At 34.7% G+C, this 26,159-nt stretch carries 18 protein-coding genes; all 18 read left to right on the top strand.

Going from position 1 to position 26,159, the window contains the following annotated elements; all coding sequences use genetic code 11:
- Nucleotides 1–43: 43 nt before the first annotated feature.
- Nucleotides 44–2,437: a DUF5916 domain-containing protein gene (locus EKL96_RS04725; protein WP_126458849.1), complete on the top strand. Its 2,394-nt coding sequence runs from the start codon at nt 44–46 to the stop codon at nt 2,435–2,437.
- 132 nt (nt 2,438–2,569) lie between these two features.
- A complete protein-coding gene (locus tag EKL96_RS04720; protein ID WP_126458846.1) occupies nt 2,570–4,975 on the top strand; it encodes a DUF5916 domain-containing protein in 2,406 nt (801 codons plus the stop codon).
- Between the two features lie 141 nt (nt 4,976–5,116).
- On the top strand, nt 5,117–6,634 hold the full coding sequence (gene gpmI, locus EKL96_RS04715) for a 2,3-bisphosphoglycerate-independent phosphoglycerate mutase (RefSeq protein ID WP_126458842.1): 1,518 nt from the start codon (nt 5,117–5,119) through the stop codon (nt 6,632–6,634).
- A gap of 344 nt (nt 6,635–6,978) precedes the next feature.
- Nucleotides 6,979–7,617, top strand: a complete 639-nt coding sequence (locus EKL96_RS04710; protein ID WP_126458839.1) for a leucine-rich repeat domain-containing protein — start codon at nt 6,979–6,981, stop codon at nt 7,615–7,617.
- A 350-nt stretch (nt 7,618–7,967) separates the two neighbouring features.
- Nucleotides 7,968–8,639 carry a TetR/AcrR family transcriptional regulator gene (locus EKL96_RS04705; protein ID WP_126458836.1) on the top strand — a complete coding sequence of 224 codons (672 nt, stop codon included), beginning with the start codon at nt 7,968–7,970 and terminating at the stop codon, nt 8,637–8,639.
- A 27-nt stretch (nt 8,640–8,666) separates the two neighbouring features.
- A complete protein-coding gene (locus tag EKL96_RS04700; RefSeq protein ID WP_126458833.1) occupies nt 8,667–10,325 on the top strand; it encodes a peptidase domain-containing ABC transporter in 1,659 nt (552 codons plus the stop codon).
- A gap of 6 nt (nt 10,326–10,331) precedes the next feature.
- Nucleotides 10,332–11,678: an HlyD family secretion protein gene (locus EKL96_RS04695; protein WP_126458830.1), complete on the top strand. Its 1,347-nt coding sequence runs from the start codon at nt 10,332–10,334 to the stop codon at nt 11,676–11,678.
- A complete protein-coding gene (locus EKL96_RS04690) occupies nt 11,678–13,066 on the top strand; it encodes a TolC family protein (protein ID WP_126458827.1) in 1,389 nt (462 codons plus the stop codon). The genes EKL96_RS04695 and EKL96_RS04690 overlap by 1 nt, the downstream gene beginning before the upstream one ends.
- Nucleotides 13,067–13,109: 43 nt before the next feature.
- On the top strand, nt 13,110–13,928 hold the full coding sequence (gene map / locus EKL96_RS04685) for a type I methionyl aminopeptidase (RefSeq protein ID WP_126451808.1): 819 nt from the start codon (nt 13,110–13,112) through the stop codon (nt 13,926–13,928).
- 69 nt (nt 13,929–13,997) lie between these two features.
- Nucleotides 13,998–14,414, top strand: coding sequence for a GxxExxY protein (locus tag EKL96_RS04680; protein ID WP_126451807.1), 417 nt, complete (start codon nt 13,998–14,000; stop codon nt 14,412–14,414).
- 51 nt (nt 14,415–14,465) lie between these two features.
- Nucleotides 14,466–15,230: a class I SAM-dependent methyltransferase gene (locus EKL96_RS04675; RefSeq protein ID WP_126458824.1), complete on the top strand. Its 765-nt coding sequence runs from the start codon at nt 14,466–14,468 to the stop codon at nt 15,228–15,230.
- Between the two features lie 252 nt (nt 15,231–15,482).
- Nucleotides 15,483–16,748, top strand: coding sequence for a DUF5103 domain-containing protein (locus tag EKL96_RS04670; protein WP_410503638.1), 1,266 nt, complete (start codon nt 15,483–15,485; stop codon nt 16,746–16,748).
- Between the two features lie 81 nt (nt 16,749–16,829).
- Nucleotides 16,830–17,216 carry a Co2+/Mg2+ efflux protein ApaG gene (gene apaG, locus EKL96_RS04665; RefSeq protein WP_126451805.1) on the top strand — a complete coding sequence of 129 codons (387 nt, stop codon included), beginning with the start codon at nt 16,830–16,832 and terminating at the stop codon, nt 17,214–17,216.
- Between the two features lie 164 nt (nt 17,217–17,380).
- Nucleotides 17,381–19,009 carry an L-glutamate gamma-semialdehyde dehydrogenase gene (gene pruA, locus EKL96_RS04660; RefSeq protein ID WP_126458822.1) on the top strand — a complete coding sequence of 543 codons (1,629 nt, stop codon included), beginning with the start codon at nt 17,381–17,383 and terminating at the stop codon, nt 19,007–19,009.
- A 578-nt stretch (nt 19,010–19,587) separates the two neighbouring features.
- Nucleotides 19,588–22,749: a SusC/RagA family TonB-linked outer membrane protein gene (locus EKL96_RS04655; RefSeq protein ID WP_317125133.1), complete on the top strand. Its 3,162-nt coding sequence runs from the start codon at nt 19,588–19,590 to the stop codon at nt 22,747–22,749.
- A gap of 17 nt (nt 22,750–22,766) precedes the next feature.
- Nucleotides 22,767–24,419, top strand: a complete 1,653-nt coding sequence (locus EKL96_RS04650; protein WP_126458816.1) for a SusD/RagB family nutrient-binding outer membrane lipoprotein — start codon at nt 22,767–22,769, stop codon at nt 24,417–24,419.
- A gap of 60 nt (nt 24,420–24,479) precedes the next feature.
- Nucleotides 24,480–25,346, top strand: coding sequence for a hypothetical protein (locus EKL96_RS04645; RefSeq protein WP_126458813.1), 867 nt, complete (start codon nt 24,480–24,482; stop codon nt 25,344–25,346).
- Nucleotides 25,347–25,416: 70 nt separating this feature from the next.
- On the top strand, nt 25,417–26,151 hold the full coding sequence (gene rlmB / locus EKL96_RS04640; protein WP_126458809.1) for a 23S rRNA (guanosine(2251)-2'-O)-methyltransferase RlmB: 735 nt from the start codon (nt 25,417–25,419) through the stop codon (nt 26,149–26,151).
- Nucleotides 26,152–26,159: the final 8 nt, after the last annotated feature.

The following is a 26,159-nucleotide window of genomic DNA, read 5'->3' as shown; positions in this document are numbered from 1 at the left end:
ATATGTTAATTTTACTATTTTTGTTCAATTATCCTTCAGATTTATGTTCAAATTACTACCTATCACTTTATTATATTTCATATTCTCTAGTTTGAATGCACAAAGTCAAAAAAAAACGCTTCAGGCAAAACCCACCACAGAAAACATTATAATTGACGGAAGATTTAATGGGGAAATATGGAAAACCGCCGCAGTAGCTTCGGATTTTATCATGTTTGAGCCTGATAATGGCAAACCAATCAGTGCGGATAAAAAAACAGAGGTGAAAATATTGTATGACAATAATGCCATTTACATCTCAGCACTGCTATATGATGACGAACCTGATAAAATTCAGAAAGAAATTACGAATAGAGATATTTTTGGCGTTTCCGATCATTTTTCCGTCTATATCAACGGATTCAATGATGGCCAGCAAGATTTTCGTTTTTTTGTAAGTGCGGCAGGCGTACAAATGGACTGTATAGCAACGGAAGATTTTGAAGATTTTAGTTGGGATGCCATTTGGGACAGCCAAGTAACACTCACTGAATTTGGCTGGACTGTAGAAATGAAGATTCCCTACGCCGCTTTACGATTTTCCAAAGCGGACAAACAAATCTGGGGGTTAAACTTTATGCGGGAAATCAAGCGCGACGTACAAAAATATACCTGGAATAGGATTGATACTAAAATTGGAGCCGTAATTCCGCAAGCGGGAATCCTGCAGGGAATTGAAAATATAAAGACACCGACACGACTTTTTTTGATTCCGTATTCATCGGCGTATTACCAACAAAGTGCGATAGGCTCTGGCATTACTTTAAAAGCGGGCTTGGATATCAAATACGGCATCAATGATTCCTTTACATTAGATGCTATTTTGGTACCTGACTTTGGTCAGACAAAATTTGATAATGCAATATTATATTTAGAACCATTTGAGCAACAATTAGAAGAAAACCGGCCTTTTTTTACAGAGGGAACCGATCTTTTTAACAAAGGTGGTTTGTTTTATTCCAGACGAATTGGCGGAGGATCCACTACAGAATTACTCCTTGATAATCAAGAAGAAATAACAAATTATCCCAGTACCGTAAACTTACTGAATGCCGTAAAAATATCCGGCCGAACCGAGAAAGGATTGGGAATTGGATTCCTGAATGCCGTTACGGAAAAGACTAAAGCTACTATTTTAAACAACGACACCGGCCAAATTAGAAAAGAAGTAATTGAACCTTTGACTAATTATAATCTGTTTGTAGTAGATCAACGTTTTAACCAAAACTCATCTGTTTCTTTTATAAATGCAAACACCACCAGAAATGGCGATTTCAGAGATGCAAATACCTCTGCATTGTTATTTGATTTGAATACAAAAGCCAATACCTATAGTTTGTATGGCGATTTCAAATACAGTTCCATCAAAACGACTGAAGATTACGACGGATTTAAAACAGAAATAGGTTTTGCCAAAACGAGTGGGAAATATCGGTATGGATTTTCTGGAAAATACGTCTCAGAAAACTATGACATCAATGATTTAGGAATCAATTTTTATTCTAATTACCACAATGCCTATGCAAATGGAAGCTACAGAATTGTAAATCCGACAAAACTATTTAATACCTTCAGAATCAATCAATATGTCAATTTTGAAATAGACAACACCTCCGGTAAGTTACAGACTGGTGCTTTTGGAACAGAAACTAAGGCCACAACATTAAATAACGACGCTTTAGAATTTGTAGTAGAGTTTTCTCCATTGAAAACCTATGATTTTTATGAACCACGAGAATATGGCAAATATGTATTTCTCCCGGAAAAAGTTTTTGCAGCAGTAAATTTCACGTCTAACGACAACAATCCTTTTACATTAGTACTCCAGCCTTCCTTCACAAAATACAATGAAAAGAACCGAAACGTTTATGGGTTGTATATAAGTCCAAAATACCGATTTAACGACAGACTTTCCATTACTTACATATTGGATTATTTTAACAAAACCAATGATCGTGGCTGGGTAGATTCGGATCCTACGGGGATAATTTTTGCAGAACGCAGCAGAGAAACTGCCCAAAATGATTTTACCGGAAAATATGCGATCAACAATAGAATGACTGTAAACCTAACCGCACGCTATTATTGGTCCTATTCAAAAAATCATAAATTCCTTACCTTACAAAACTCCGGTTATTTGACTCCAAACAATACCTACGCACAAAATAAAGACAGGAATTTTAATTCTTGGAACTTCGATTTATCCTATTCCTGGTGGTTTGCTCCAGGAAGTGAAATCTCTGTTTTGTACCGGAATTTTGGTATAGAAAGAACAGATATGGTGGAAAAAGATTTGTCTGCAAATCTTAAAAACATTTTCAACAGTGACCTGACCAATGTGCTTTCTATTAGCATCCGCTATTTTATAGACTACAATGTGATCAAAAATAAATTTTAATTTTTTTGAATCAAACTGTAACATTCCATTGAAAAGAAAGTCTAGTAGAATAAACTATTGTGTGAATTGGTACATTTTCACTTTGAAACTATTTTAGTTTTTCTAATTTTGTTCCAACCATTGAACTATTTCATGAAGAATTCTTTCTTATTTTGTTTTTTAGCACTCTCTTTTATTGGCTACAGCCAAAAAAAAGTATTACACACTAAATTTATTTCGGATAAAATTACTATCGATGGAAACCTAAATGAAGCGACATGGCAATCCGCAGCAATAGCTACTGATTTTATCATGTTTGAACCTGATAACGGCAAAAAAATTCCTGACAATAAAAGGACAGAGGTTCGCATAGTGTACGATAATGATGCCCTGTATATTGGTGCTACTATGTATGATGAAAATCCTGATAAAATCCTGAGAGAAATTACCCAAAGAGATAATTTTGGCACTGCTGATCTATTTGGCGTTTTTATAAATGGTTTTAATGATGGGCAACAAGATTTTCAATTTTTTGTCAATGCAGCAGACGGTCAGGCTGATTGCATCATGACAGACACCAATGGCGAAGATTATTCCTGGGATGCCGTATGGAATAGCAAAGCAGTAATTACGAAAAAAGGCTGGATTGTAGAAATGCGGATTCCCTATGCAGCCTTGCGATTTTCGGGAGAAAAGAAACAAACTTGGGGCCTTAATTTCTTTAGGGAAATACGACGAGACCGTCATAAATACACTTGGAATTTCATCGATTCTAAATTAGGTACCTTTACCCAGCAAACCGGAATTCTGGAAGGAATTGAAAATATAAAACCACCTACCCGACTCTTTCTTTTACCGTATTCTTCCTTTTATGTAAATGCAAACAGCCAAGAAAAAACTATCGGGACACTCAAAGGCGGATTGGATTTAAAGTACGGAATAAATGATGCTTTTACTCTGGACATGATCCTTGTGCCTGATTTTGGACAAACAAAATTTGATGATAAAATTCTAAATCTCGGTCCTTTTGAACAGCAATTCAACGAAAACAGACCTTTTTTTACAGAGGGAACGGATTTGTTCAGCAAAGGCAATCTACTATATTCCAGACGGATTGGGGGAACGCCCTCCTACAAACTAAATAAAAATGAATCGTTTGCGGAAGCCCCAAATATTAGTCTTATTAATGCCTTTAAAATTTCGGGACGAACTAAAGACGGATTAGGAATAGGAATTTTGAACGCTGTTACTAAAAATACCCCAACGACTATTTTCAACAATGAAAGCAGGGCATTAAGAACTGAACTTGAACCTCTGGCTAACTATAGTGTATTGGTTTTAGACCAGCGCTTTCGCAAAAACTCCTCAGTTGCATTTGTAAACACCAATGTAACTCGGAACGGACATTTTCGTGATGGGAATGTTACGGCATTAGTTTGGGATTTGAATACAAAAAAGAACACCTACAACATTTCGGGAGATTTTAAGTACAGTTACATAAATGATACAGAAGAGAAAACAGGGATTAACTCCCAATTGAATTTCTCTGAAACCAGCGGAAAATTTCGTTACGGGCTGGGCGCTGATATCACAACTAAAAATTTCGACAACAATGATTTAGGAATCAATTTCGAGACTAATTATTATAGCATTTATGGCAATTCCAGTTATCGAATATTGAATCCAACGAAGTATTTCAACACTTTTAATGCTCGAATAAATATGTATTCCCAATTTCAAAAAGAAACTGGCAAAGTGCAGTCCAGCAACATCAGCTTTCAGATTAACTCAAATAACAAAAAAAATCATTATTTTGGAATGGGAATTGATGCCAATCCATTAGAAACATTTGATTATTATGAACCCAGATCGGCAGATCGATTTGTAATAAAACCAACCAAAATTGGTGGCTTTATTTATCTTTCTTCAAATTATAATAATCCATTTGCAATTAATTTTAACCCTTCATTTGCAATTTTTGATGAAACCGGAAGAAACTCTTATGGGTTTTCTTTAGGTCCGAGATACCGATTTAGCGATAAAATATCTTTGAATTACAATTTCAACTTTTTGAGACAAAACAATAACAAAGGATATGTAGACAGTGTGAATGACGACATGAATGCAACCACACCAAACACAATTGTTTTTGCCAATAGAAATGTAATTACGTATTCTAATACTCTTTCAGGGAAATATTCATTAAACAGTCAGATGACTTTTAATCTCTCAATACGTCAATACTGGTCGTATGCTGAAAACAAAAACGCATTGTCATTGCAACAAAACGGCAGATTGGCTAATTTCATGGCCTACACTAGCAATAAAAATTCCAGTTTTTACTCCTGGAATACGGATTTATCCTATTCCTGGTGGTTTGCCCCCGGTAGCCAAGTGTCCGTTCTCTATCGAAATAATGCAGCTGCATTTGAAAGAAATATTAATAAAGAATTTAGTGAGAATGTCACTAATTTATTGAACAACGAAGCACTAAGCCATGTTTTTTCGATAAGCATTCGCTATTTTATAGATTACAATGAGGTTAAGAACAAATTCTAAAATACGTTTATTTCAAAAAAGTCCCTTTTCTATAGCAAAATAATCATTATTTGCAGGTGATCCCCTTAGAATGAATAATAGTGTTTTTGATTCATTCGAACCTTTTTAGAAATGTTTTATCTTTGTTTAAAATAAATTTCCATGAACAAAAAAGTAATTCTTATGATTCTGGATGGTTGGGGAAAATCTCCTGACCCAAAAGTTTCTGCAATCGACAATGCCAATATCCCTTTTATTAATAGCCTATATAAAAATTACCCCAGTGCTCAACTACGAACTGACGGTTTAAATGTTGGACTTCCTGAAGGCCAAATGGGAAACAGTGAAGTAGGACACATGAATCTTGGAGCAGGTAGAATTATATATCAGGATTTAGCTAAGATTAACCTTGCTGTTGCAAATGAAACTTTAGCAAAGGAGCCCGTTTTAGTTGATGCTTTTACGTATGCCAGAACACACAATAAAAAAGTACATTTTTTAGGCCTAGTTTCTGATGGTGGTGTACACTCACACACCTCTCATTTGCGCGGTTTGATTGACGCTACACAACAACATGGATTACAAAAAGTTTTCGTTCATGCCTTCACGGACGGTCGCGATGTGGATCCAAAATCCGGTACACATTACATTCAGGATTTACAGAATTATATGGCGAATACTACTGTAAAACTGGCTTCGGTTGTGGGACGCTATTATGCAATGGATCGGGACAAACGCTGGGAAAGAGTAAAACTAGCTTACGATTTATTGGTAAACGGAATTGGAACACCTACCACAAATGCAGTAGCTTCTATCCAAGAAAGCTATGACGTCAATGTAACGGATGAATTTATTCACCCAACAGTTATGGTGGATGAACTAGGCAAACCTGTAGCAACCATAGAAGATGATGATGTGATTATTTTCTTTAATTTCAGAACGGATAGAGGAAGAGAACTAACCGAAGTATTGACACAAATAGATTGTCATGAGCAAAACATGCACAAACTCAATTTGTATTATGTGACGCTAACCAATTATGATGAAACCTACAAAAACATAAAAGTCGTATATAACAAAGATAATATCACGGAAACCCTTGGGGAAGTTTTAGAAAAAGCCCATAAAAAGCAAATTCGTATTGCCGAAACGGAGAAATATCCACACGTGACTTTCTTCTTTTCTGGCGGGAGAGAACAGCCTTTTCTTGGCGAAAGCCGCATCCTGAAAAACTCTCCAAAGGTAGCCACGTATGATTTACAACCGGAAATGAGTGCCTTTGAATTAACAGAATCTTTAGTTTGTGAACTAGAGAAAGAAGAGGTAGATTTTGTTTGCCTAAATTTTGCCAATGGGGATATGGTAGGACACACCGGAATTATGAGTGCTGCCATACAAGCCTGTGAAGCCGTTGATAAATGCGTAGCAAAAGTAATCACAACTGCATTAGCGCATAATTACACTACCATTGTCATTGCAGATCACGGGAACTGTGAAACGATGATCAATCCTGATGGAAGTCCAAACACCGCACATACGACTAATCCCGTTCCCATTATTTTAGTAGACAACGACTTGAAAACCATTCATGATGGAGTTCTTGGCGACATTGCTCCAACAATTTTGGAATTAATGGGTGTGGAAAAACCTGCTGTTATGACCTGTCATTCCTTACTTTAAGGATACTAAGTAAGTCGAAAGTTTAAAAGTCGTAAAGTCAAAAGAATCAACTTTAAGCAAAACAGCTTTAAATCAGATTGTTACATAATTTTATCCTGATTTTAAAATACGCCATTATACCATGGTTATTACTTACATAAAAATGTCCCAATAAAAAACTACTTGATTCAAGTAGTTTTTTATTACAAAAAAAAGTTAAATACTTTTATGTTTGATAGCGTTACTATTATATTTGCAAACAAGAAACAATCACTAACAAGAAAGCATGAATTCTACTGTACTTGTGTTCAATAGCAAATAAAAGATGGGTAATAACCCTACGAATCAAACTAAATTCAAACACAATGAAAATATTTTACACAATCACCCTTTTTTTAATGACCCAAATAAGTATTGGGCAAATCGTTGATTCGATTCAAATCAAAAAAGAGTTTACTAATATAGAACAGGCTTTAAAGGAGCCCGAAAAAGTGTTCCGCCTAAATTTGAGTAATCAAACCTTAAAATTGGACAGCCTTAACTGGTCAAAATTCATAAATCTTGAGTACTTAAGTTTGAAAAATGATCATTTAACGGTAATTCCAAAAGAAATAACACTACTAAAAAAACTTAAAGTACTAGAATTAAGCGGAAATGATTTTTCAGTATTGCCAGAAGATTTTTGGAAGTTAAAAAGCTTAGAAGAACTTTTTTTAAACGATGAAACAAATTTAAATTTAGAGGCGAATATAGAAATAATGAGCAAAATGAAATCTTTACGAATATTACATTTAGAAAATGACAATTTAAACAATATGCCATCATCCATCAGTAGTTTAAAAAATTTAGAATTTTTATATTTGAACAACAATCAATTTAAAGAAATTCCAAAAGAAATCAAACAATTAAAACACTTACAATTACTCGAAATAAAAGATAATAAAATTATGGTTCCAGAGCGGTCTACAGAAAATTTGAATTTTGGTTTTAGAGTAAATCTATAGAACAGGCAGAAAAAACAGAGTAGCAACCATTCACGGACTGAACGTTTTAGTATGGTGGCCGTATTAAAACGAGTAGTTGCTACATTTTTATTTGTTTTTAACAAAAGTAAAGAACTTGGGCAGTACAAAAAACGACTAGCTCTATTGCAATTTATTCAGTTCGTCTGAATGATCCTGCTAATTATGGTGCGCTAAGCATCCGCTTTAACCAAATATAGGATCTGAAATTAAAGAAATTATCCCTAGAAATTAGAGAATAAATGTATCTAAATTCAATGCTTACAATATATTTAGTAAAACACTTTTTTATAGCTGGTAATGCTACTATATTTATATAAAATTTCAATAAAATGAATACGGTTCTCTCCAATTTAAAAATACAAATCAACGAAAAAATCTATGTAAAGGATCCTGAGACATCAGCTTTAGGAAAAAAAATCATAGAGCAAAGTATCCTTTTAATCCATGAGATTGGCTTTGATAATTTTACTTTCAAGAAATTAGGAGAGAAAATCAAATCTAATGAAAGTTCCATCTATCGGTATTTTGAGAACAAACATAAATTACTGGTTTATTTATCGTCCTGGCATTGGAGTTGGATGGAATACAAGCTAGTTTTTGCAACCACAAATGTTTTGGATCCCAAAGAAAAACTCAGAAAAGCCATTACAATTGTTACTGAAAAAATAACGAATGACAATAGTGCCTTATACATTAACGAGGCCGTTCTAAATAAAATTATCATTTCAGAATTTACTAAAACGTTACATACCAAAGAAATCGATCAGGAAAACAAGGAAGGTTTTTTCTTGATTTACAAAAGAGTAATCAATAGAATTGTGGCTATTGTAAAAGAAGTAAATCCGGAATACCCCTTTTCAAAATCCCTAATTTCAACAATTGTTGAAGGAAGTTTGCACCAACATTTTTTAATGGATCATTTAAAAACCATCACAGATTGTACTGATTCTGAGAGCACCACTGATTTTTATCAAAATCTTGCAGAAAAAGTTTTAAGTTAAAAAAAAAAAAAAAAAAACACTCCCATTATGACTCCCTTAAAACGATTTTACAATCTACTTGAATTAGATAAAAAAGACGTCTATCAAATATTTTTTTACGCCATTTTTGCCGGACTACTCAGTTTGTCCCTTCCACTGGGAATACAGGCAATTACAAATTTTATCCAATCCGGAAGAGTTAGCGCATCATGGATTGTGCTAATCATTTTAGTCATTTTTGGTGTGGCATTAGTGGGTATTTTATCCATCATGCAATTGCGGATTACGGAAAACTTACAACAAAAAATATTTGTACGTTCCTCTTTTGAGTTTGCTGCACGACTGCCTAAAATAAAATCAAAAGAATTATACTACAGCTATCCGCCGGAGCTAGCCAATCGTTTCTTTGACACAATGATAATTCAAAAAGGGACTTCAAAGTTACTAACTGATTTCTCTGCAGCATTGTTACAAATTGTTTTCGGGATAATATTATTGTCCTTATACCATCCTTACTTTATCATATTTGGTGTTTTACTGCTTGCATTGCTGTATTTTATTTTCAAATTTTCTTTTAAATCCGGACTGGAAACGAGCTTAAAAGAATCTAAATTCAAATACAAGGTAGCGAGTTGGTTACAAGAAATAGCTCGCAATAATTTTAGTTTTAGAAACGAGCTAAATTATGATTTTGCTTTAAAAAAAACCAACATGATTGTAACCGATTACCTGGTGTATCGAGATAAACATTTTAATGTGATCAAAAAACAATTTACGCATTTGATTATTTTCAAAGTCATCATTACCGGAAGTTTACTATCCATCGGTGGATTCTTAGTTTTATCTCAACAAATGAATATTGGCCAATTTGTAGCTGCTGAAATTATTATTTTATTAGTTATCAATTCCGTCGAAAAAATAATTATTGGATTGGAAACTTTTTATGACGTACTCACATCTATTGAAAAAATTGGAGAGGTAACGGACTTAGAATTAGAAAATTCTTCCATTGTTAACAGTGACATCTGTTACAATAAAATCTCAATGGAAATAGAAAACCTTACATTCAAATTTCCAGATTCAGAAAAAGAAATTTTAAACTCTATTTCATTAAAAATAGAACAAGGAGACCGAATTGTAATAAATGGAGAAAATGGCTCTGGAAAAACAACTTTAATTAGGATATTATCCGGCTTATTGCAGCCTACCAGCGGTTCCTTTTATGTAAATGACGATACTTTTCGTAAAATAAACATAAAACAATACCTCTCGCAAATAGGAAGTGTCATTTATGGAGAGAAACCTTTTGAGGGAACCTTGCAAGAAAATATTACTTTTAACGATCCTTCCGTCAGTTCCGAAGATATAAAATGGGCGGTAGACGGAGTACAACTCACCTCTTTTATCAAATTGTTCCCTAAAGGATTAGACACCCGAATTTACCCAGAAGGACGACAATTATCCTCGTCTAACGCGCAAAAAGTACTATTAGCCAGAAGCATCATTCACAAACCCAAAATACTTTTTTACGAAGACCCAACTGACACCATGGATGAAAAAGTAGCTAATGAAATTATAGATTTTATTACATCCGATAAAAATAAATGGACGATTATCGTATCCTCAAAAAACCCGTATTGGGAAACCAAATGCAATCGAAAAATCACGATGAAAAATGGGCATATTCAACTTGATTTAAAAAAATAATTAGTCATGCTAAACATTTCAGACAACAAAATAAAACTGCAACAGCTAGACCAATACGAAGCGGTCAAAAATCTAACAAACAGGCCGCATTATAAAATTTTAAATAAAATTATAGCGGGTGTTTCCATAATTGGTATAATTGCACTTTTCTTGCCATGGACTCAAAATATTTCTGGTACTGGAGCTGTTACCACCTTAAAACCAAGTCAAAGACCACAATCTATCCAAAGTATAATCTCCGGTCGAATTGAAAAATGGTACGTTCAGGAAGGCGATTTTGTCAAGAAAGGCGACACCATACTCTTTATCTCAGAGATCAAAGAAGATTATATGGATCCAAATTTAGTGCAAAATACCAAAAGTCAGATCGATGCCAAAAAACAATCTTTACAATCTTATGGGTCTAAAGTAAGCACGCTTTTAGAACAAATTCAAGCCATTGAAAGGGAGAAAGTCTTAAAACTAGAACAAGCACAAAACAAAATCAAACAATCGGTTTTAAAAATAGAAAGTGACAGTATGGATCTTGTGGCGGTAAAAACCCAACTAAAAATTGCAACCACACAATACAACCGATCCGTACAATTGAATAAAGAAGGCTTGAAACCGCTAACTGATATTGAAGAAAAAAGATTAAAACTGCAGGAAGTTGAAGCTAAAATCATCACTCAAGAAAACAAGTACTTAATCAGTAAAAACGAGTTGATCAATGCAAAAGTAGAAATAAACCGAATAAGTGCGGAGTATACGGAGAAAGTTTCTAAAGCAAATAGTGAAAAATTCACAGCGCTCAGCAGCCAGTTTGAAACAGATGTTCAAGTCTCTAAACTGGAGAATCTATACGCAAACTACAGCATCCGTAATGGAATGTATTACATCAAAGCATCCCAAAACGGCTATATCAACAGGGCCTTGCAATCCGGCCTTGGGGAAACAGTGAAAGAAGGCACTCCAATAGCCACTATCATGCCCTCAGATTATGATATCGCTGTGGAAACATTTGTAAATCCAATCGATTTGCCATTATTAGCGAAAGGTGAAAAAGTACGCGTTTGGTTTGATGGATGGCCTACTATTGTTTTTTCAGGATGGCCTAATATGTCTTACGGAACTTTTGGAGGTGAAATTGTAGCTATTGAAAATTTCATTAGCGTCAATGGAAAATACCGAGTTTTGATTGCTCCAGATAAAAACGAAGATAAATGGCCTGTTCAATTAAGTATTGGTGCTGGTGCGCAAACAATCGCTTTATTGGACAATGTCCCTGTATGGTTCGAGCTGTGGAGAACCTTGAACGGATTTCCGCCTAATTATTACAAACCTTCGCCTACAATAACAACAGAAAAAAAATAATGAAACAGATATTTTTAGCATTTTTATTCTTCGGGCTTTCTGCGGGTGCTCAAGAAAAAATATCCAACGAACTGACCTTTACTGAATTTCTGGGGTATGTAAAAAAGTACCATCCCTTAGTGAAAAATGCCAATTTAGAGATCAGTAAATCCCAAGCTAATTTGATGATGGCCCGTGGTGGTTTTGACCCAAAAATTGAAGTTGATTTCAGTGAAAAACAATTCAAAGGCAGCGAATATTATTCCATTTTAAACAGCAGTTTCAAAATACCTACATGGTATGGCATCGAGATTAAAGCGGGCTTCGATAATAGTGAAGGCGTGTATTTGAATCCCCAAAACACGCTTCCCAATCAAGGATTAACTTCGCTAGGAGTGACCATTCCGCTTGGGCAAGGTTTGTTTATAAATCAAAGGATGGCTGATGTTCGAAAAGCCAAAATGCAAATGCAACTGAGTCTGGCAGAACGAAAACTGCAGGCCATTGTGGTTTTATATGATGCTTCATTGGCGTATTTCAATTGGAAAAAAAACTTCAACGAAGTTGCCTTGTACCAGGAATACAACCAGAATGCACAAATTCGTTTCAAAGGAATTCAATCGTTAATCATTCAAGGGGACAAACCCTCCATTGATAGTGTTGAAGCAGGAATTATTGTAAAAAACAGAAAGCTGAGCCTGGAAGATTCAAACCTAAAACTGGCTAAAGCCAAGTTAGAACTGGCAACTTTTCTTTGGCTAGAAAACAACATTCCGCTGGAATTATCCGATGCCTTAATTCCTGAAATACAATTAGAATTTACCATTCAGGAAAGTTTAAAAACCAATGCCTTATTGAATTCAGATTTCTCCATCACCAATCACCCCAAAATAAATGCATTGCAAAGCAAAATTGATATGCTGAATGTGGAACGAAAACTAAAAGCCAACATGCTTTTGCCTAAAATTGATGTGGGGTACTCTTATATTTCAGAACCCAGTTATATTGACAACTATCAATTTGAGGATTATAAAATTGGATTGGATTTCTATTTTCCTTTATTTCTTAGAAAAGAACGCGGTAGTTTGAAACTGGCAAAATACAAAGTACAGGAATCTGAATTTGTATTGGATTTGGAAAAAGTGCAGTTGACTAATAAAATCAATGCCCAAAAACTAGAAATCAAATCACTCTTAAAACAACAGGAGTTAATCAAAGATTTAGTGCAAGACAATCTCATTATGCTAAATTCAGAGGAACGTTTGTTCTCTTTTGGTGAAAGCTCGTTGTTTTTAATCAATATCCGGGAAAATAATTTAGTTACGGCACAACTTTCGAAAATAGCATTAGAAAACCGTTTTTACATCTCTAATTCGGACCTTTTTAAAATCATGGCCAATCCGGATTAAATACTTATAAAATTGTATTTTTGCAACTTGAAAAAATGAAATTATGATTATTATAAAATCCCGTGAAGAAATAGAATTAATGCGCGAAAGTGCGCTGATCGTATCAAAAACATTAGGAATGATTGCTTCTGAAATCAAAGAAGGAGTTACCACATTATACCTGGATAAATTAGCCGAAACCTTCATTCGCGACCATGGAGCTGAACCAAGTTTTCTTGGCTTATATGGTTTTCCAAACTCCCTTTGCATGAGTCCAAACGCACAAGTAGTCCATGGAATTCCAAATAACAAACCATTAGAAAGCGGGGATGTAATCTCGGTAGATTGTGGAGCTTACAAAAATGGATACCATGGCGATCATGCGTACTCTTTTGAAATTGGCGAAGTGGCTCCGGAAACTAAAAAACTATTACAGATAACCAAAGAATCCTTATATATCGGAATCCGAGAATTTAAAATAGGAAACCGCGTGGAAGATGTGGGCAATGCCATTCAAAAATATACCGAATCATATGGATACGGCGTCGTACGGGAATTAGTGGGTCATGGCGTAGGACAAAAAATGCATGAAGATCCTGAGATGCCGAATTATGGCAAAAAAGGAAGAGGCAAACTCTTTGTTGAAGGAATGGTTGTTGCCATTGAGCCGATGATTAACATGGGAACTAGAAACATCAAGCAACACAAAGACGGCTGGACCATCACGACAGCTGACGGAAAACCAAGTGCCCATTTTGAACACGACGTAGCCATTATCGATGGAAAACCAGAAATTTTATCCACGTTTGCGTATGTTTATAAAGCGCTAGGAATTGTAAGTACAGAAGAAGATGAGTTTAGACGAGAGCCTTTAGTATTGTAAAGCATTTCACAAAGATTCACAAAGTAAACTCAAAGACTCACAAAAATTTAAGTCCTAAATTATTTATAAATGACAAACGAAGAATTTATAGAGATCTCTGAAGATTTACAAGCAATTTCATATAAAGTAATTGGCTTAGCTATTGAAGTTCATCGTCAACTTGGCCCGGGACTTTTGGAATCAGCCTATCAAGAATGTCTTTTTTATGAAATTAAAAAAGCAGGTTTGCAAGTAGAAAAGGAAATAACGCTTCCTATAATATACAAGGAAATAAAACTTGATCAAGGATATAGAATTGACCTATTAGTAGAAAATAAGTTAGTTATTGAATTGAAAACAGTCGAAAATTATACTTCCGTACATTTTGCACAAATACTTACCTATTTAAAGCTTGGAAATTATCCTTTGGGATTACTAATAAATTACAACAGTAAAATTTTAAAAAACAATATAAAACGATTTATAAATACAACTTCAGATTCTTAATAAAACTCAGTGAATCTTTGAGTTTACTTTGCGAATCTTTGTGAAACAACAATGAAAAAACTCTTTAAACTTATACTCAATACCATTCCGCGGCCCCTACTTATTCGTTTAAGTTATGTGGCACGCCCAGTTCTTGCACTTGCCTTAAAAGGAACAACATACACTGATCCAATTGACGGAAGAAGCTTTAAAACTTTTTTACCTTACGGTTACGGAACACAAAGAAACAATGTGCTTTCACCAAGTACCCTTTCATTAGAGAGACACCGTTTATTATGGTTGTATCTAAATGACAAAACTGATTTTTTTACGTCTCCAAAAAAAGTACTGCATTTTGCACCGGAACAAGCTTTTTATAAACTGTTTCGAAACCAGAAAAATCTAGATTACACGACAACCGATTTGTTTTCACCGTTAGCAGATGTGAAAGCAGATATTTGTAATTTACCTTTTGAGGACAATCAATACGATGTTATTCTGTGCAATCATGTTTTAGAACACATTCCGGATGATACCAAAGCAATGCAAGAACTGTATCGGGTTTTGAAACCGGGCGGAATGGCAATTTTACAAATTCCACAGGATTTATCCAGAGCCACCACTTTTGCAGATGATTCTATTACGGATCAAAAAGAACGTGCTAAAATATTTGGTCAATACGATCATGTCCGTATTTATGGCCGCGATTATTTTGATAAATTACGAAGTATCGGCTTCAAAGTAATCGAAGAAGAGTATACTAATAAAATTGCACCTGAATTAGTAGAAAAATATTGTTTGGCCAAAGGGGAAATTATCCCGGTTTGTTTCAAATAATTCAAAGTATAAATTTACACCATAAAAAAACCTGCTAAAGTTACTTTTTAGCAGGTTTTTAGTTTATTAGTGCGTCAGTTTATTTTTTTCATAAGCCGTTTATTTGTAATAAAAATAATCAGTTAGTCTTTAAGACCGGAACGAATTAAAACGATTTTGACAGCTATTACTTTCGAAATAATTAATGTAAAAACTAGATGAACCAAAGACAAAAGGTAATTGCTATATTTACACAATCTTACGTTTTATAAAATGGAAAACCCTTTGCTCAAAATAGCCGCTTTTATGCTTACTGCATTTTATTCCTGCGTTTCTTTGGCACAAATAGAAAAAGAAGTTGCTCCGCCATACCACATTAAAACCATTTCATTTGTTCAAAATGACCAAACTATAATTCCAATTTTAAAACTAGGCGAAGGATTTCAATTGCAATTTGATGATCTTTTTGGCAATGAAGCCAATTATTATTACGAAATAATTCATTGCGATTACAACTGGAATCCAACGGCAATACCTAAAAACGAATATTTAGAGGGTTTTGACAACCAAAGAATTCAGGAGTACACCAACTCTTTTAATACTTTACAAATCTATTCGCATTACAAATTAGCCATTCCAAATCAATTTACGCTCCAATTAAAAATCAGCGGAAATTACATGATAAAGGTTTTAGATGAAAATAAAGACATCCTGTTTTCGAGAAAATTTATTTTATACGAAGATCTGGTCACGGTTCCCATTCAAGTCAAACGAGCACGAACAATCAGCACTATCGAATTGAAACACAATTTAGATTTTGCGATTAAATCCAATTCTATTGTTTTCCAAACTCCGTTGCGGAATGTCAAACTGTTATTACTTCAAAACGGACAACTAAATAGCGGTATAAAAAATATAATTCCGCAGTATACGATAGGAAATGATTTGATCTACAAATACGATACTGAAACGCAGTTTTGGGCGGGAAATGAGTTTTTGTTTTTCGAAAATAAAGACATCAGAGCCGCAAACAACAACATTGGTCGGGTAGACTTTGACACCCCTATTTATGGTTCTTTTTTATACACTAATGCTGCTAGAGCCAATTTTCCGTATTCTTTTACCCAAGATGTTAATGGGGCTTTTGTAGTCAAGAATATAAGCGCTGCTGACAGCGAATTCGAAGCGGATTATGCCTGGGTCTATTTCAGTCTTTCGGCCCCCACTTTCAGAATGAATAAAAATATTTATGTTGCCGGTATGTTCAATAACTACGCATTAATCCCTGAATATAAGATGGACTATAATCCTAAAAAAGGGCTTTATGAAAAGGCTATTTTAATAAAACAAGGGTTCACAAACTTTCAATACCTTGTTGCGGATGACAAAGGAGTTCTTGATCCGGAAAATGCGATAGATGGCAATTTTTATCAAACAGAAAATGAATATACCATAGTAGTCTATTACAGAGAAAACATAGGTCGTTATGACAGGGCTGTGGGCAAAGGAATGGCAAATTCAATAAACACCATCAATTAAAAAAACTTTCATAAAATTCAACAAAACGATACCCTTTTTTTGTAAATTTGTTAGTATTAAACTCCTACACACCCATTTAATATGGTTTCTCAAATAACAAGAGGTATAAAAATTTCAGTATTGACTAGTTTTGAAGGTACGTACGTTAAGAACTACAAGCTTCATTTTGCATTTAGTTATGAAATTACTATTGAAAACCACAGTAAAGATTCCGTTCAATTGATCTCGCGTCATTGGGAAATTTATGATTCCTTAAATGATATCGAAATTGTTGATGGCGAAGGGGTAATTGGGAAAAAGCCTGTTTTAAAACCTGGCGAATTTCACACCTATAGTTCCGGTTGTCTATTATCATCCCCTTATGGTGCGATGAAAGGGTATTTTAACATGATTAATTTTACCTCAACAAAAAACTTCAAAGTCATTGTACCTACCTTCCGATTGTGTGCTCCCTTTGCTTTAAATTAATTTTTTTCGCTTAAAATATTCCTTTTTCTTATTCCTATTTTATCAATTTTAAAATTATCCTTTGTACTTTTGCAGTACAGTAATTTTTTGATAAAATATCGAGTAATTTATTTTTTAATTTTCTAATCTTAATCTCTTCAAACAGATTATCAAATTACAATATCATGCTAAAAGGATTTTTTCATGCGCCAAAAGCAGTAAACGAACCAGTAAAAGGGTATGCGCCAAATTCACCTGAAAAAGCCGCCGTACAAGCCGCTTATACTAAAATGTGGAATTCTAAAATTGACGTACCATTATATATAGGAAGCGAAGAAATTAGAACAGGGAATACCAAAACAATGTCAGCGCCTCATGACCACAAACATAGTGTAGGAACGTATCATCTTGCCGAAAAATCACATATCGAGAAAGCTATTGCAAATGCATTAGAGTCAAGAACAGCTTGGGCTAACATGGCTTGGGAACAGCGCGCAGCCATTTTCCTTAAAGCCGCTGAATTAATTGCTGGCCCTTACAGAGCCAGAATTAATGCCGCAACCATGATTGCTCAGTCTAAAAATGTTCATCAGGCCGAAATTGATGCGTCATGTGAGCTAATTGACTTTTTGCGTTTCAACGTAGAATTCATGACTCAAATATATGGAGACCAGCCGGCATCCACCTCAGATATGTGGAACCGTCTAGAGTACAGACCTCTTGAAGGATTTGTATATGCGATCACGCCTTTTAACTTTACTGCAATTGCCGCAAATCTTCCAGCAAGCGCCGCAATGATGGGGAACGTTGTAATCTGGAAACCAAGTGATAGTCAAGTTTTTTCTGCGCAAATTATAATCGAAGTGTTCAAAGAAGCTGGTGTTCCTGATGGAGTTATCAATGTAGTTTTTGGAGACCCTTTAATGATTACCGATACCATTCTGGCAAGTCGGGATTTTGCTGGAATTCACTTTACAGGTTCCACTCACGTATTCAAAGATATCTGGGCAAAAATTGGAACAAACATTCACCATTACAAAACGTACCCAAGAATCGTGGGGGAAACAGGCGGAAAAGATTTCATCATAGCGCATTCAAGCGCTAACCCTAAACAAGTTTCTACGGGAATTGTTCGAGGCGCATTTGAATTCCAAGGGCAAAAATGCTCTGCAGCCTCTAGATCTTATGTCCCACAAAGCTTATGGCCCGCTGTAAAAGAGCAAATTATTGCGGATGTAAAATCAATGAAAATGGGATCTCCAGAAGATTTTAGTAATTTTATTACTGCCGTTATTCATGAAGGCTCCTTTGATAAATTGGTCAGTTTTATAGACCAAGCCAAAAAAGATACTGATGCGGAGATTATCGTTGGTGGGAACTATGACAAATCAGTTGGATACTTTATTGAGCCAACGGTAATTGTAACGACTAATCCTCATTATACCACCATGGCAACTGAATTATTTGGACCAGTTATGACTATTTTTGTGTATGAAGATGCAAAATGGGAAGAAACACTAGAATTGGTAGATACAACGTCTGAATACGCATTAACAGGAGCCGTTTTCAGTCAGGACCGTTACGCCATTGAAGTGGCGACAGTGAAATTACAAAATGCTGCCGGTAACTTCTATATTAATGACAAACCAACGGGTGCCGTTGTAGGGCAACAACCTTTTGGCGGAGCAAGAGCTTCAGGAACCAATGACAAAGCAGGTTCTCCATTGAACTTATTGCGCTGGGCTTCTCCAAGAACAATCAAAGAAACTTTCGTTACTCCGGTAGATTACAGATACCCTTTCTTAGGAGAATAGCTATAATGAGGAATTCACCTCACCAAACAATGTATTTCATAAAAAATCCCAAGATTCAAAACAATTGAATCTTGGGATTTTTTTTAGGACTAGACGTTAACACCAAAAAAACGCTGTTATCCAATAAATACTTTTCCAAACTGATTGCCCCTTTGAAAACTATTTATAAACCACCCCAATTACATCCTTTGGATTGTTTTTGTTACTTTATTAAAAAGCGCAATGAAACTTTAGCGATTTTTGACTTCCCTTTTATTTTTCAGACAAATCGAATTCTATCTTTTCAAGAAAACAGACTGGCCTTTATCGAAAATAATTTCAATTAATTGATTCGTCTTTGGAAAGAATTAATTAGCCCAATAAAATAAAAAACAATACTAAAATTATAATTAGTTCAATTTTTTGGCTTTAAAAAGAAACAAAAAACATTTTTTAAGGTTAATTACTATTATATAAAATAAAAAATTAAGATAAGATTAGGATTTTTAACTTAAAATTTAGATTTTTGAAGAATATAACCAAAAATCATAACTATGAAACTAAAGTTTAATGGATTCTTAGTACTACTACTAGTACTTGTGACGCAATTGACCTTTGCACAAGAACGATCTGTTTCAGGGATCGTTTCTGATAATGCAGGAATGCCTATCACGGGAGTCAGTGTATTAGTAAAAGGGACTAAATCAGGGACACAAACTGATTTTGACGGAAAATTTTCAATCAAAGCTACATCAAGCCAAATCTTGATTTTTAGCTATATTGGAATGAAAACTCAGGAAAGAGTAGCAAATTTCGAGAACTTGAAGGTTAAACTTATGGAAGACTCACAAGCTCTAGAAGAAGTCGTAATTACATCTCAAGGTATAAAAAGAGAGAAACAAGCAATTGGTTACGCAGTTAGCCAAGTTAAAGCAAAAGATCTAGAACAAAGGTCAGAAGGTGATATAGCTAGGGTTTTAAGCGGAAAGGCTTCAGGAGTGCAAATCATTAATGGTAGTGGTATTTCTGGTTCCGCAACAAACATCAACATTAGAGGCAACTACTCTGTTAGTGGATCATCTCAACCATTATTCATCGTTGATGGAGTTCCTTTTAGCTCAGACACGAATGCTAATGGTTCATTCATTAATGGTAACTCTGGTTCAAGTAGATTCTTGGATTTAGATCCGAACAACATTGAAAACGTAAGTATCCTAAAAGGATTTGCAGCTGCAACACTTTACGGAACTGAAGGTAGAAATGGTGTAATTTTAATTACTACAAAAAGTGGAAGTTTAAAAAAAGGACCTAAAAAAACAGAGATTTCTGTAAGTCAATCCCTTTTTGCTAACGAAATAGCATCTTTACCAGATTACCAAAATAAATTTGGTAACGGATTTGACCAAGCTTTTGGTAACTTCTACAGTAACTGGGGTCCTGGATTTTATCCAAATGGTATTGGTGGTTACACAAATCCAAATTCTGGAATTGCTGCTGATGGCACAATCAAACACCCATACGACAGAGCAAACTTAAATTCTGCTTTTCCAGAATATATTGGTAAAAGAGTACCTTATTCTGCAAAACCAAACAACGTTAAAGATTTTTTTAGAACAGGTATAGTTGCTAGTACTTCTGTTAATATTGCTGGAGCTTCAGCTGACGGAAAAACTAGTTTCAACTTTAACTTTGGTCATTTAGAAGATGAAGGATTTACACCTGGTAACAAATTAGGTAGAAATTCAATCTCTATTGGTGGTAAGTCTGCTTTAAGTAATAAATTTACAATTAGCGGAACTTTAAACTATTCAAATACTAATTTTAAAAGCCCACCAGTTGCTTTAAGTACAGGCTCAGGAGCTTCAGGAACAGGTTTATCTGTGTTTTCAGATGTGTTTTACACACCTCGTAACGTAGACCTGATGGGATTACCTTTCCAAGATCCTATTACAGGAGGAAGTGTTTATTACAGAAATGATGGTGGAATTGTAAATCCAAATTGGACAGTAAACAATGCTTTCACATCACAATTAACAAATAGAGTTTTTGGTAATTCAGCTTTGAAATACGACATTAACGACAATTTGAACATAACGTATAGAGTAGGTATTGATAATTATACTGAAAGAAACGTTTCAGGAACTAATAAAGGTTCTGGAGGAGCATCTACCTCTGGACCGGTTTTAGGAGACTACAGAACATTTGATAACCTTAATACAATATGGGATCATAACATATTAGTAACCGGTCAGTACACGCTTACTGATAATTTAGGACTGAATTTCAGTGTAGGGGCAACTTCCAGATCTACTAAATATGACCGTCAGGGAGTTAATAGTGTAGAGCAATTAGGATTTGGAGTATTTAGACACTTCAACTTCAAAACACAAACGCCAATTCAGTACTCAGAAAGCCGAAATATTGCAGGTATCTATGGTCAAGTTGAACTTGATTATAATAAATGGGCTTATTTGACACTTTCTGAAAGAAAGGACTGGGTATCTAATACAAATATTAATACTTTGGATTACCCAAGTGCGAGTTTAGCGCTTATTCCAACAAAAATATTCTCTGAAATAGCATCAGATAAGGGTTTAAATTATTTGAAATTAAGAATGGGTTATGGTACCTCTGCTGGATTTGCAACAGGATATCCAGTTTCAAACAACGTAACATTAGCTCCAAGAGGAAACATAAACGATGCAGGAACTACATTTCCTATTGTATCAGCTTCAAATAACTTAGGAAATCCTAATTTGAGACCCGAACTATTGACTGAGATTGAACTTGGTTTTGATTCCAAATTTCTGAGTAATAGAGTAAGTTTAGATTTTTCTTATTTCAAAAGAAAAACAAAAGATTTAATTACCGACAGACCATTACCTCCAAGTTCTGGATTTGGATCAACAAAAACAAATATCGGTCAAATTGACGGAGAAGGTTTTGAAGTTGATTTAGGTGTAAGCGTTATAAATCACGCAAACGATGGATTTAACTGGGATGTTAGTGCTAACGTAACTAAATCTAAATCTATCGTTACTTCTTTAGGCCCTGACACAGAACAAATTGTTTATGATGGATATTCTAACTTAGGTAACGCTGCAATTCCTGGACAACAATTTGGGATAATTGTAGGTAGTAGAATTCAAAGAGATGCTAATGGAAATAAAGTTGTAGAAAGTACTGGTTTGTATAAAATCGAACAAGGTATCTTTAACATTGGTAATCCAAACCCTGATTATATATTAAACGTTTCTAATAGTTTTTCATACAAAAATTTTAATTTTGGATTTTTAATTAATTATACAGCAGGTGGAGATATGTTTTCACAAACAATCGCAACTTTGTTAGGTAGAGGTCTTACAACTGATACAGTAGATAGATTAAATACATATATTCTTCCTGGTGTAAAAGCTGATGGATCTGTAAATGATATTCAAATCAACAATTCAGATAATTATTTCAGTAATATTATAGCTGGTGCTGACGAAATGAAAATTTATGACGCAACTGTAATTAGACTTTCTGAAATATCTTTTGGATACAACATACCACGTAAATTATTAGATAAAACCCCATTTGGAGCTCTATCTATATCTGTATCAGGTAACAACTTGTATTACAATGCTATAAATACTCCTAAAGGAATCAATTTCGACCCTAACGTAGCTGGTCTTGGAGTAGGTAATGGTAAAGGATTTGACCACTTGAATGGCCCAACGGCTAAAAGATATGGTTTTAGTATTAAAGCAAGTTTCTAAATTTAAAAATAACAATTATGAACAATACGAAAAAAATAGCAAGTGTAATAATTTTGTTCTTAGGGGCATTATTATACTCTTCTTGCGAGACAATAGACATGGATATGAAAGAGGATCCAAATGCATTATCTGTTGACAAGGCAGATGTGGATTTCTATTTAAATGGTGTTCAACGTTCTTTTGCACTTAACATGCAAGCTTATGGTAGAACAAGTATGGAAGTAACAAGGATGACTAATATGTTTGGTAGAAGTTATGAAAATGCTTATAGCCCTGCTACATTAGACTCAAAATGGGCAGTTTCTTATCAAACAGTTTTAAAGAACATCCAATTAATGAATGTTAAAGCTGCAGAAAAAGGATTGAAACGCCATATTGGTATGGGACAGGTATTAGAAGCATACACTATTGTTAACTTAGTTGACTTTTTTGGTGATGTCCCCTATACTGAAGCTTTATTAGGAGCTACTAATCTAAATGCAAAGGCAGATACTGGAGCTTCAATTTACAATGCTGCTTTAGTTTTACTAGATAAAGCAATTGTAAATTTTTCAGAAACTAGTCCAACAACAACTACTTTCAATGATTTTTATTACAATAAAGATTGGACTAAGTGGATTAAGTTAGCTAATTCTATTAAGATGAAAATCTACATTCAAAGAAGATTAGTTGACCCTTCAGCTATCGCTAGTTTTAATACTATTGTAGCAACAGGAAACTTTATGCAAACTGCTTCAGATGATTTCCAATTTGACTGGAATTCAAATGTTAACAACCCTGATGGAAGAAGTCCTTTATACAGAGACAACTATTTAACTACAGGTACTTCTGAATACCAATCAAACTGGTTTATGGATTTAATGCTAAGTGACAAGTCTATAGCTGACCCTAGAATGAAATTCTACTTCTACAGACAGTTAAACGGACAATCACCAATTGACCCTACTACATTAAAATGTTCTATTGAACCAGCTCCAGCTCACTACGTAGCCGGAGGTTATACTTACTGTACTGTAGCTAATGGATACTGGGGCAGAGATCATGGAGACAATTTTGGTATTCCACCAGATGCTGACAAGAAAACTGCTTATGGAGTTTATCCTGCAGGAGGTCGTTTTGATGATAACACATTTAAAACTGTAAATAACTTAAGTGGAGCTAAAGGAGATGGAATTACACCAATATTACTAAGTTCTACTATGGATTTCTACAGAGCTGAAGCTGCGTTATACGGAGGTATAGGAAGTGCAAAAGCATTTATTTTATCTGGAGTTCAAAAATCATTCACTAAAGTGAGAGCTTTTATATCTAGAGATGCTGGTGCTATAGTATCAACTGTACCTGCTACAACAAGAGATGTAACTTATATGAACGAAGTTGGAAATAAATTTGATGCTGCTACTTTAACAGGTCAAAGAGAAATTCTTGCGAAAGAATTGTTCATCTCGGTTTTCGGAAACGGAACAGATGCATACAACTTTTATAGAAGAACTGGATTCCCTCAAAGAATTCAACCAAATCTAGAACCAAATCCTGGGCAATTTATAAGATCATTTTTATATCCAGCAAATGAATCTTCTTCTAATTCAAATATGAAGCAAAAAACTAGCGTTTCAGCAAGAGTATTCTGGGATAACAATGCTACAACTGGATTTCCAATTGGTAACTAATAAATATTAAACATGAAAAAATATATAAAAAACTTAACGTATTGCTTACTTGCAATGGGCATGGTACTATTACAATCTTGTAGTAGTGATGAAAGTACTGCAGACAATGTACTTGCCAACACTACAAGAGGCGCAATTTTAAGAACTTTAAAAGTAAACCAATCTACTTTTAATTTCTTTGATACAACTTCTAAATGGTCAGTAAATATTGAAGAACAAGATAGTAAAAATGGAGATCTTCTATCAGAAGTTAGATTGTATGTAAAACACACTAAAAATGGAGTAACAAGTGCCGAAAAATTAGTGAAATCATATTCCGCAACAGCCTTTCCAAAAGGATCTAATAATTTACCTACAGGTGAAGTAAGTGCTACACTTGCTGAGACTCTGGCTAAATTAGGGCTTACAACCGGAGGTTACACTACATCCGATAAATTTACAATGAGATTAGAATTAGTGTTAACGGATGGTAGAACATTTACTAATACTAACTCTTCTAGTACAGTTGTAGGTGGAGTTTACTTCTCATCAGGATTTGTATATTCAGTTCAATTCTTTTGTCCATTAGCTAGTGCAGCTGCTTTCAATGGTAACTACAAAGTAACCGCTGATGCTTGGGCTGACTACGCAGTTGGAGATATAGTGCCTGTTCAATACGTATCCACTGATGGATTGTATACATTTAGAATTAGAAATACAAACAATCCATACTTAAACAATCCTTCGACATCCTATATGATAGTAACAATCAACCCTTCAAATGCAGTGGCAACTGTTACTGCTAATGAGCAGTTCGACTACACAGGCTGGATGAAGGTAACAGTGACTGGATCAGGATCTGTAGGTTCTTGTACTGGGGACATTAACTTAAGATTAAACTTCAGTGGATCGTCACAAAATCAAACTTTTACCTTAGTTAAAATTTAGATTAAATAAATTTCCATATATCTAAAACCACCATCATTACGATGGTGGTTTTTTTTTATATATTTGCACCATGGAAAAAGAACATCAAATATTTGGGATTAGAGCTATAATCGAAGCCATACAAGCAGGCGCAACAGTAGACAAAGTCTACATTCAGAAGGAAGCGAGCAGCGAACTGATGAAAGACTTAATGAAAGTGATGAAGCGCGGTAATATTAACTTTTCTTATGTTCCGGTTGAAAAACTAAATAGATTAACGCCTAATAACCATCAAGGTGCAGTGGCAACCATATCCCCTATCTCCTTTTTTGATTTAGAAACGTTGATTGAATCTGTAATTGAAAACGGGAAAAAACCATTGTTCTTAATATTAGATCAAATCTCTGATGCGCGTAATTTTGGCGCTATCATCAGAACTGCTGAATGCACCGGCGTAAACGGTATTATTGTCCAAAAAGCAGGCTCAGCTCCTGTGAATGGTGATACGGTAAAAACCTCTGCAGGAGCTGTATTCAATATTCCAATTTGCAAAGTAGAACACATCAAAGATGCTATTTTCTTATTGCAAGCAAGCGGTATCAAAACAGTTGCTGCAACTGAAAAAACAGATCAAAACATCTATGATATCTCTTTGAACGAGCCTGTTGCCATAATTATGGGATCTGAGGATCGTGGTGTAAACCCATCTGTATTGAAGATTGTTGACGAAAAAGCTAAACTTCCCATGTTTGGAACTATTGGTTCTTTAAATGTATCCGTAGCTTGTGGTGCTTTTTTATACGAAGCGGTAAGACAGAGAAGTTAATTTCCAAA

Source organism: Flavobacterium sp. LS1R10, from assembly GCF_003968825.1.
GTDB lineage: Bacteria > Bacteroidota > Bacteroidia > Flavobacteriales > Flavobacteriaceae > Flavobacterium.
The sequence above is the reverse complement of the archived record's forward strand: the minus strand, read 5'-3'. Positions and strand labels throughout refer to the sequence as shown.

What these genes read in the sequence shown, in the direction of transcription:
- EKL96_RS04650 (WP_126458816.1), top strand. Translation starts at nt 22,767, where the DNA reads ATGAACAATACGAAAAAAATAGCAAGTGTAATAATTTTGTTCTTAGGG.
- pruA (WP_126458822.1), top strand. Translation starts at nt 17,381, where the DNA reads ATGCTAAAAGGATTTTTTCATGCGCCAAAAGCAGTAAACGAACCAGTA.
- EKL96_RS04680 (WP_126451807.1), top strand. Translation starts at nt 13,998, where the DNA reads ATGACAAACGAAGAATTTATAGAGATCTCTGAAGATTTACAAGCAATT.
- EKL96_RS04700 (WP_126458833.1), top strand. Translation starts at nt 8,667, where the DNA reads ATGACTCCCTTAAAACGATTTTACAATCTACTTGAATTAGATAAAAAA.
- EKL96_RS04690 (WP_126458827.1), top strand. Translation starts at nt 11,678, where the DNA reads ATGAAACAGATATTTTTAGCATTTTTATTCTTCGGGCTTTCTGCGGGT.
- map (WP_126451808.1), top strand. Translation starts at nt 13,110, where the DNA reads ATGATTATTATAAAATCCCGTGAAGAAATAGAATTAATGCGCGAAAGT.
- EKL96_RS04705 (WP_126458836.1), top strand. Translation starts at nt 7,968, where the DNA reads ATGAATACGGTTCTCTCCAATTTAAAAATACAAATCAACGAAAAAATC.
- gpmI (WP_126458842.1), top strand. Translation starts at nt 5,117, where the DNA reads ATGAACAAAAAAGTAATTCTTATGATTCTGGATGGTTGGGGAAAATCT.
- EKL96_RS04710 (WP_126458839.1), top strand. Translation starts at nt 6,979, where the DNA reads ATGAAAATATTTTACACAATCACCCTTTTTTTAATGACCCAAATAAGT.
- EKL96_RS04675 (WP_126458824.1), top strand. Translation starts at nt 14,466, where the DNA reads ATGAAAAAACTCTTTAAACTTATACTCAATACCATTCCGCGGCCCCTA.
- EKL96_RS04670 (WP_410503638.1), top strand. Translation starts at nt 15,483, where the DNA reads ATGGAAAACCCTTTGCTCAAAATAGCCGCTTTTATGCTTACTGCATTT.
- EKL96_RS04645 (WP_126458813.1), top strand. Translation starts at nt 24,480, where the DNA reads ATGGTACTATTACAATCTTGTAGTAGTGATGAAAGTACTGCAGACAAT.
- apaG (WP_126451805.1), top strand. Translation starts at nt 16,830, where the DNA reads ATGGTTTCTCAAATAACAAGAGGTATAAAAATTTCAGTATTGACTAGT.
- EKL96_RS04695 (WP_126458830.1), top strand. Translation starts at nt 10,332, where the DNA reads ATGCTAAACATTTCAGACAACAAAATAAAACTGCAACAGCTAGACCAA.
- rlmB (WP_126458809.1), top strand. Translation starts at nt 25,417, where the DNA reads ATGGAAAAAGAACATCAAATATTTGGGATTAGAGCTATAATCGAAGCC.
- EKL96_RS04720 (WP_126458846.1), top strand. Translation starts at nt 2,570, where the DNA reads ATGAAGAATTCTTTCTTATTTTGTTTTTTAGCACTCTCTTTTATTGGC.
- EKL96_RS04725 (WP_126458849.1), top strand. Translation starts at nt 44, where the DNA reads ATGTTCAAATTACTACCTATCACTTTATTATATTTCATATTCTCTAGT.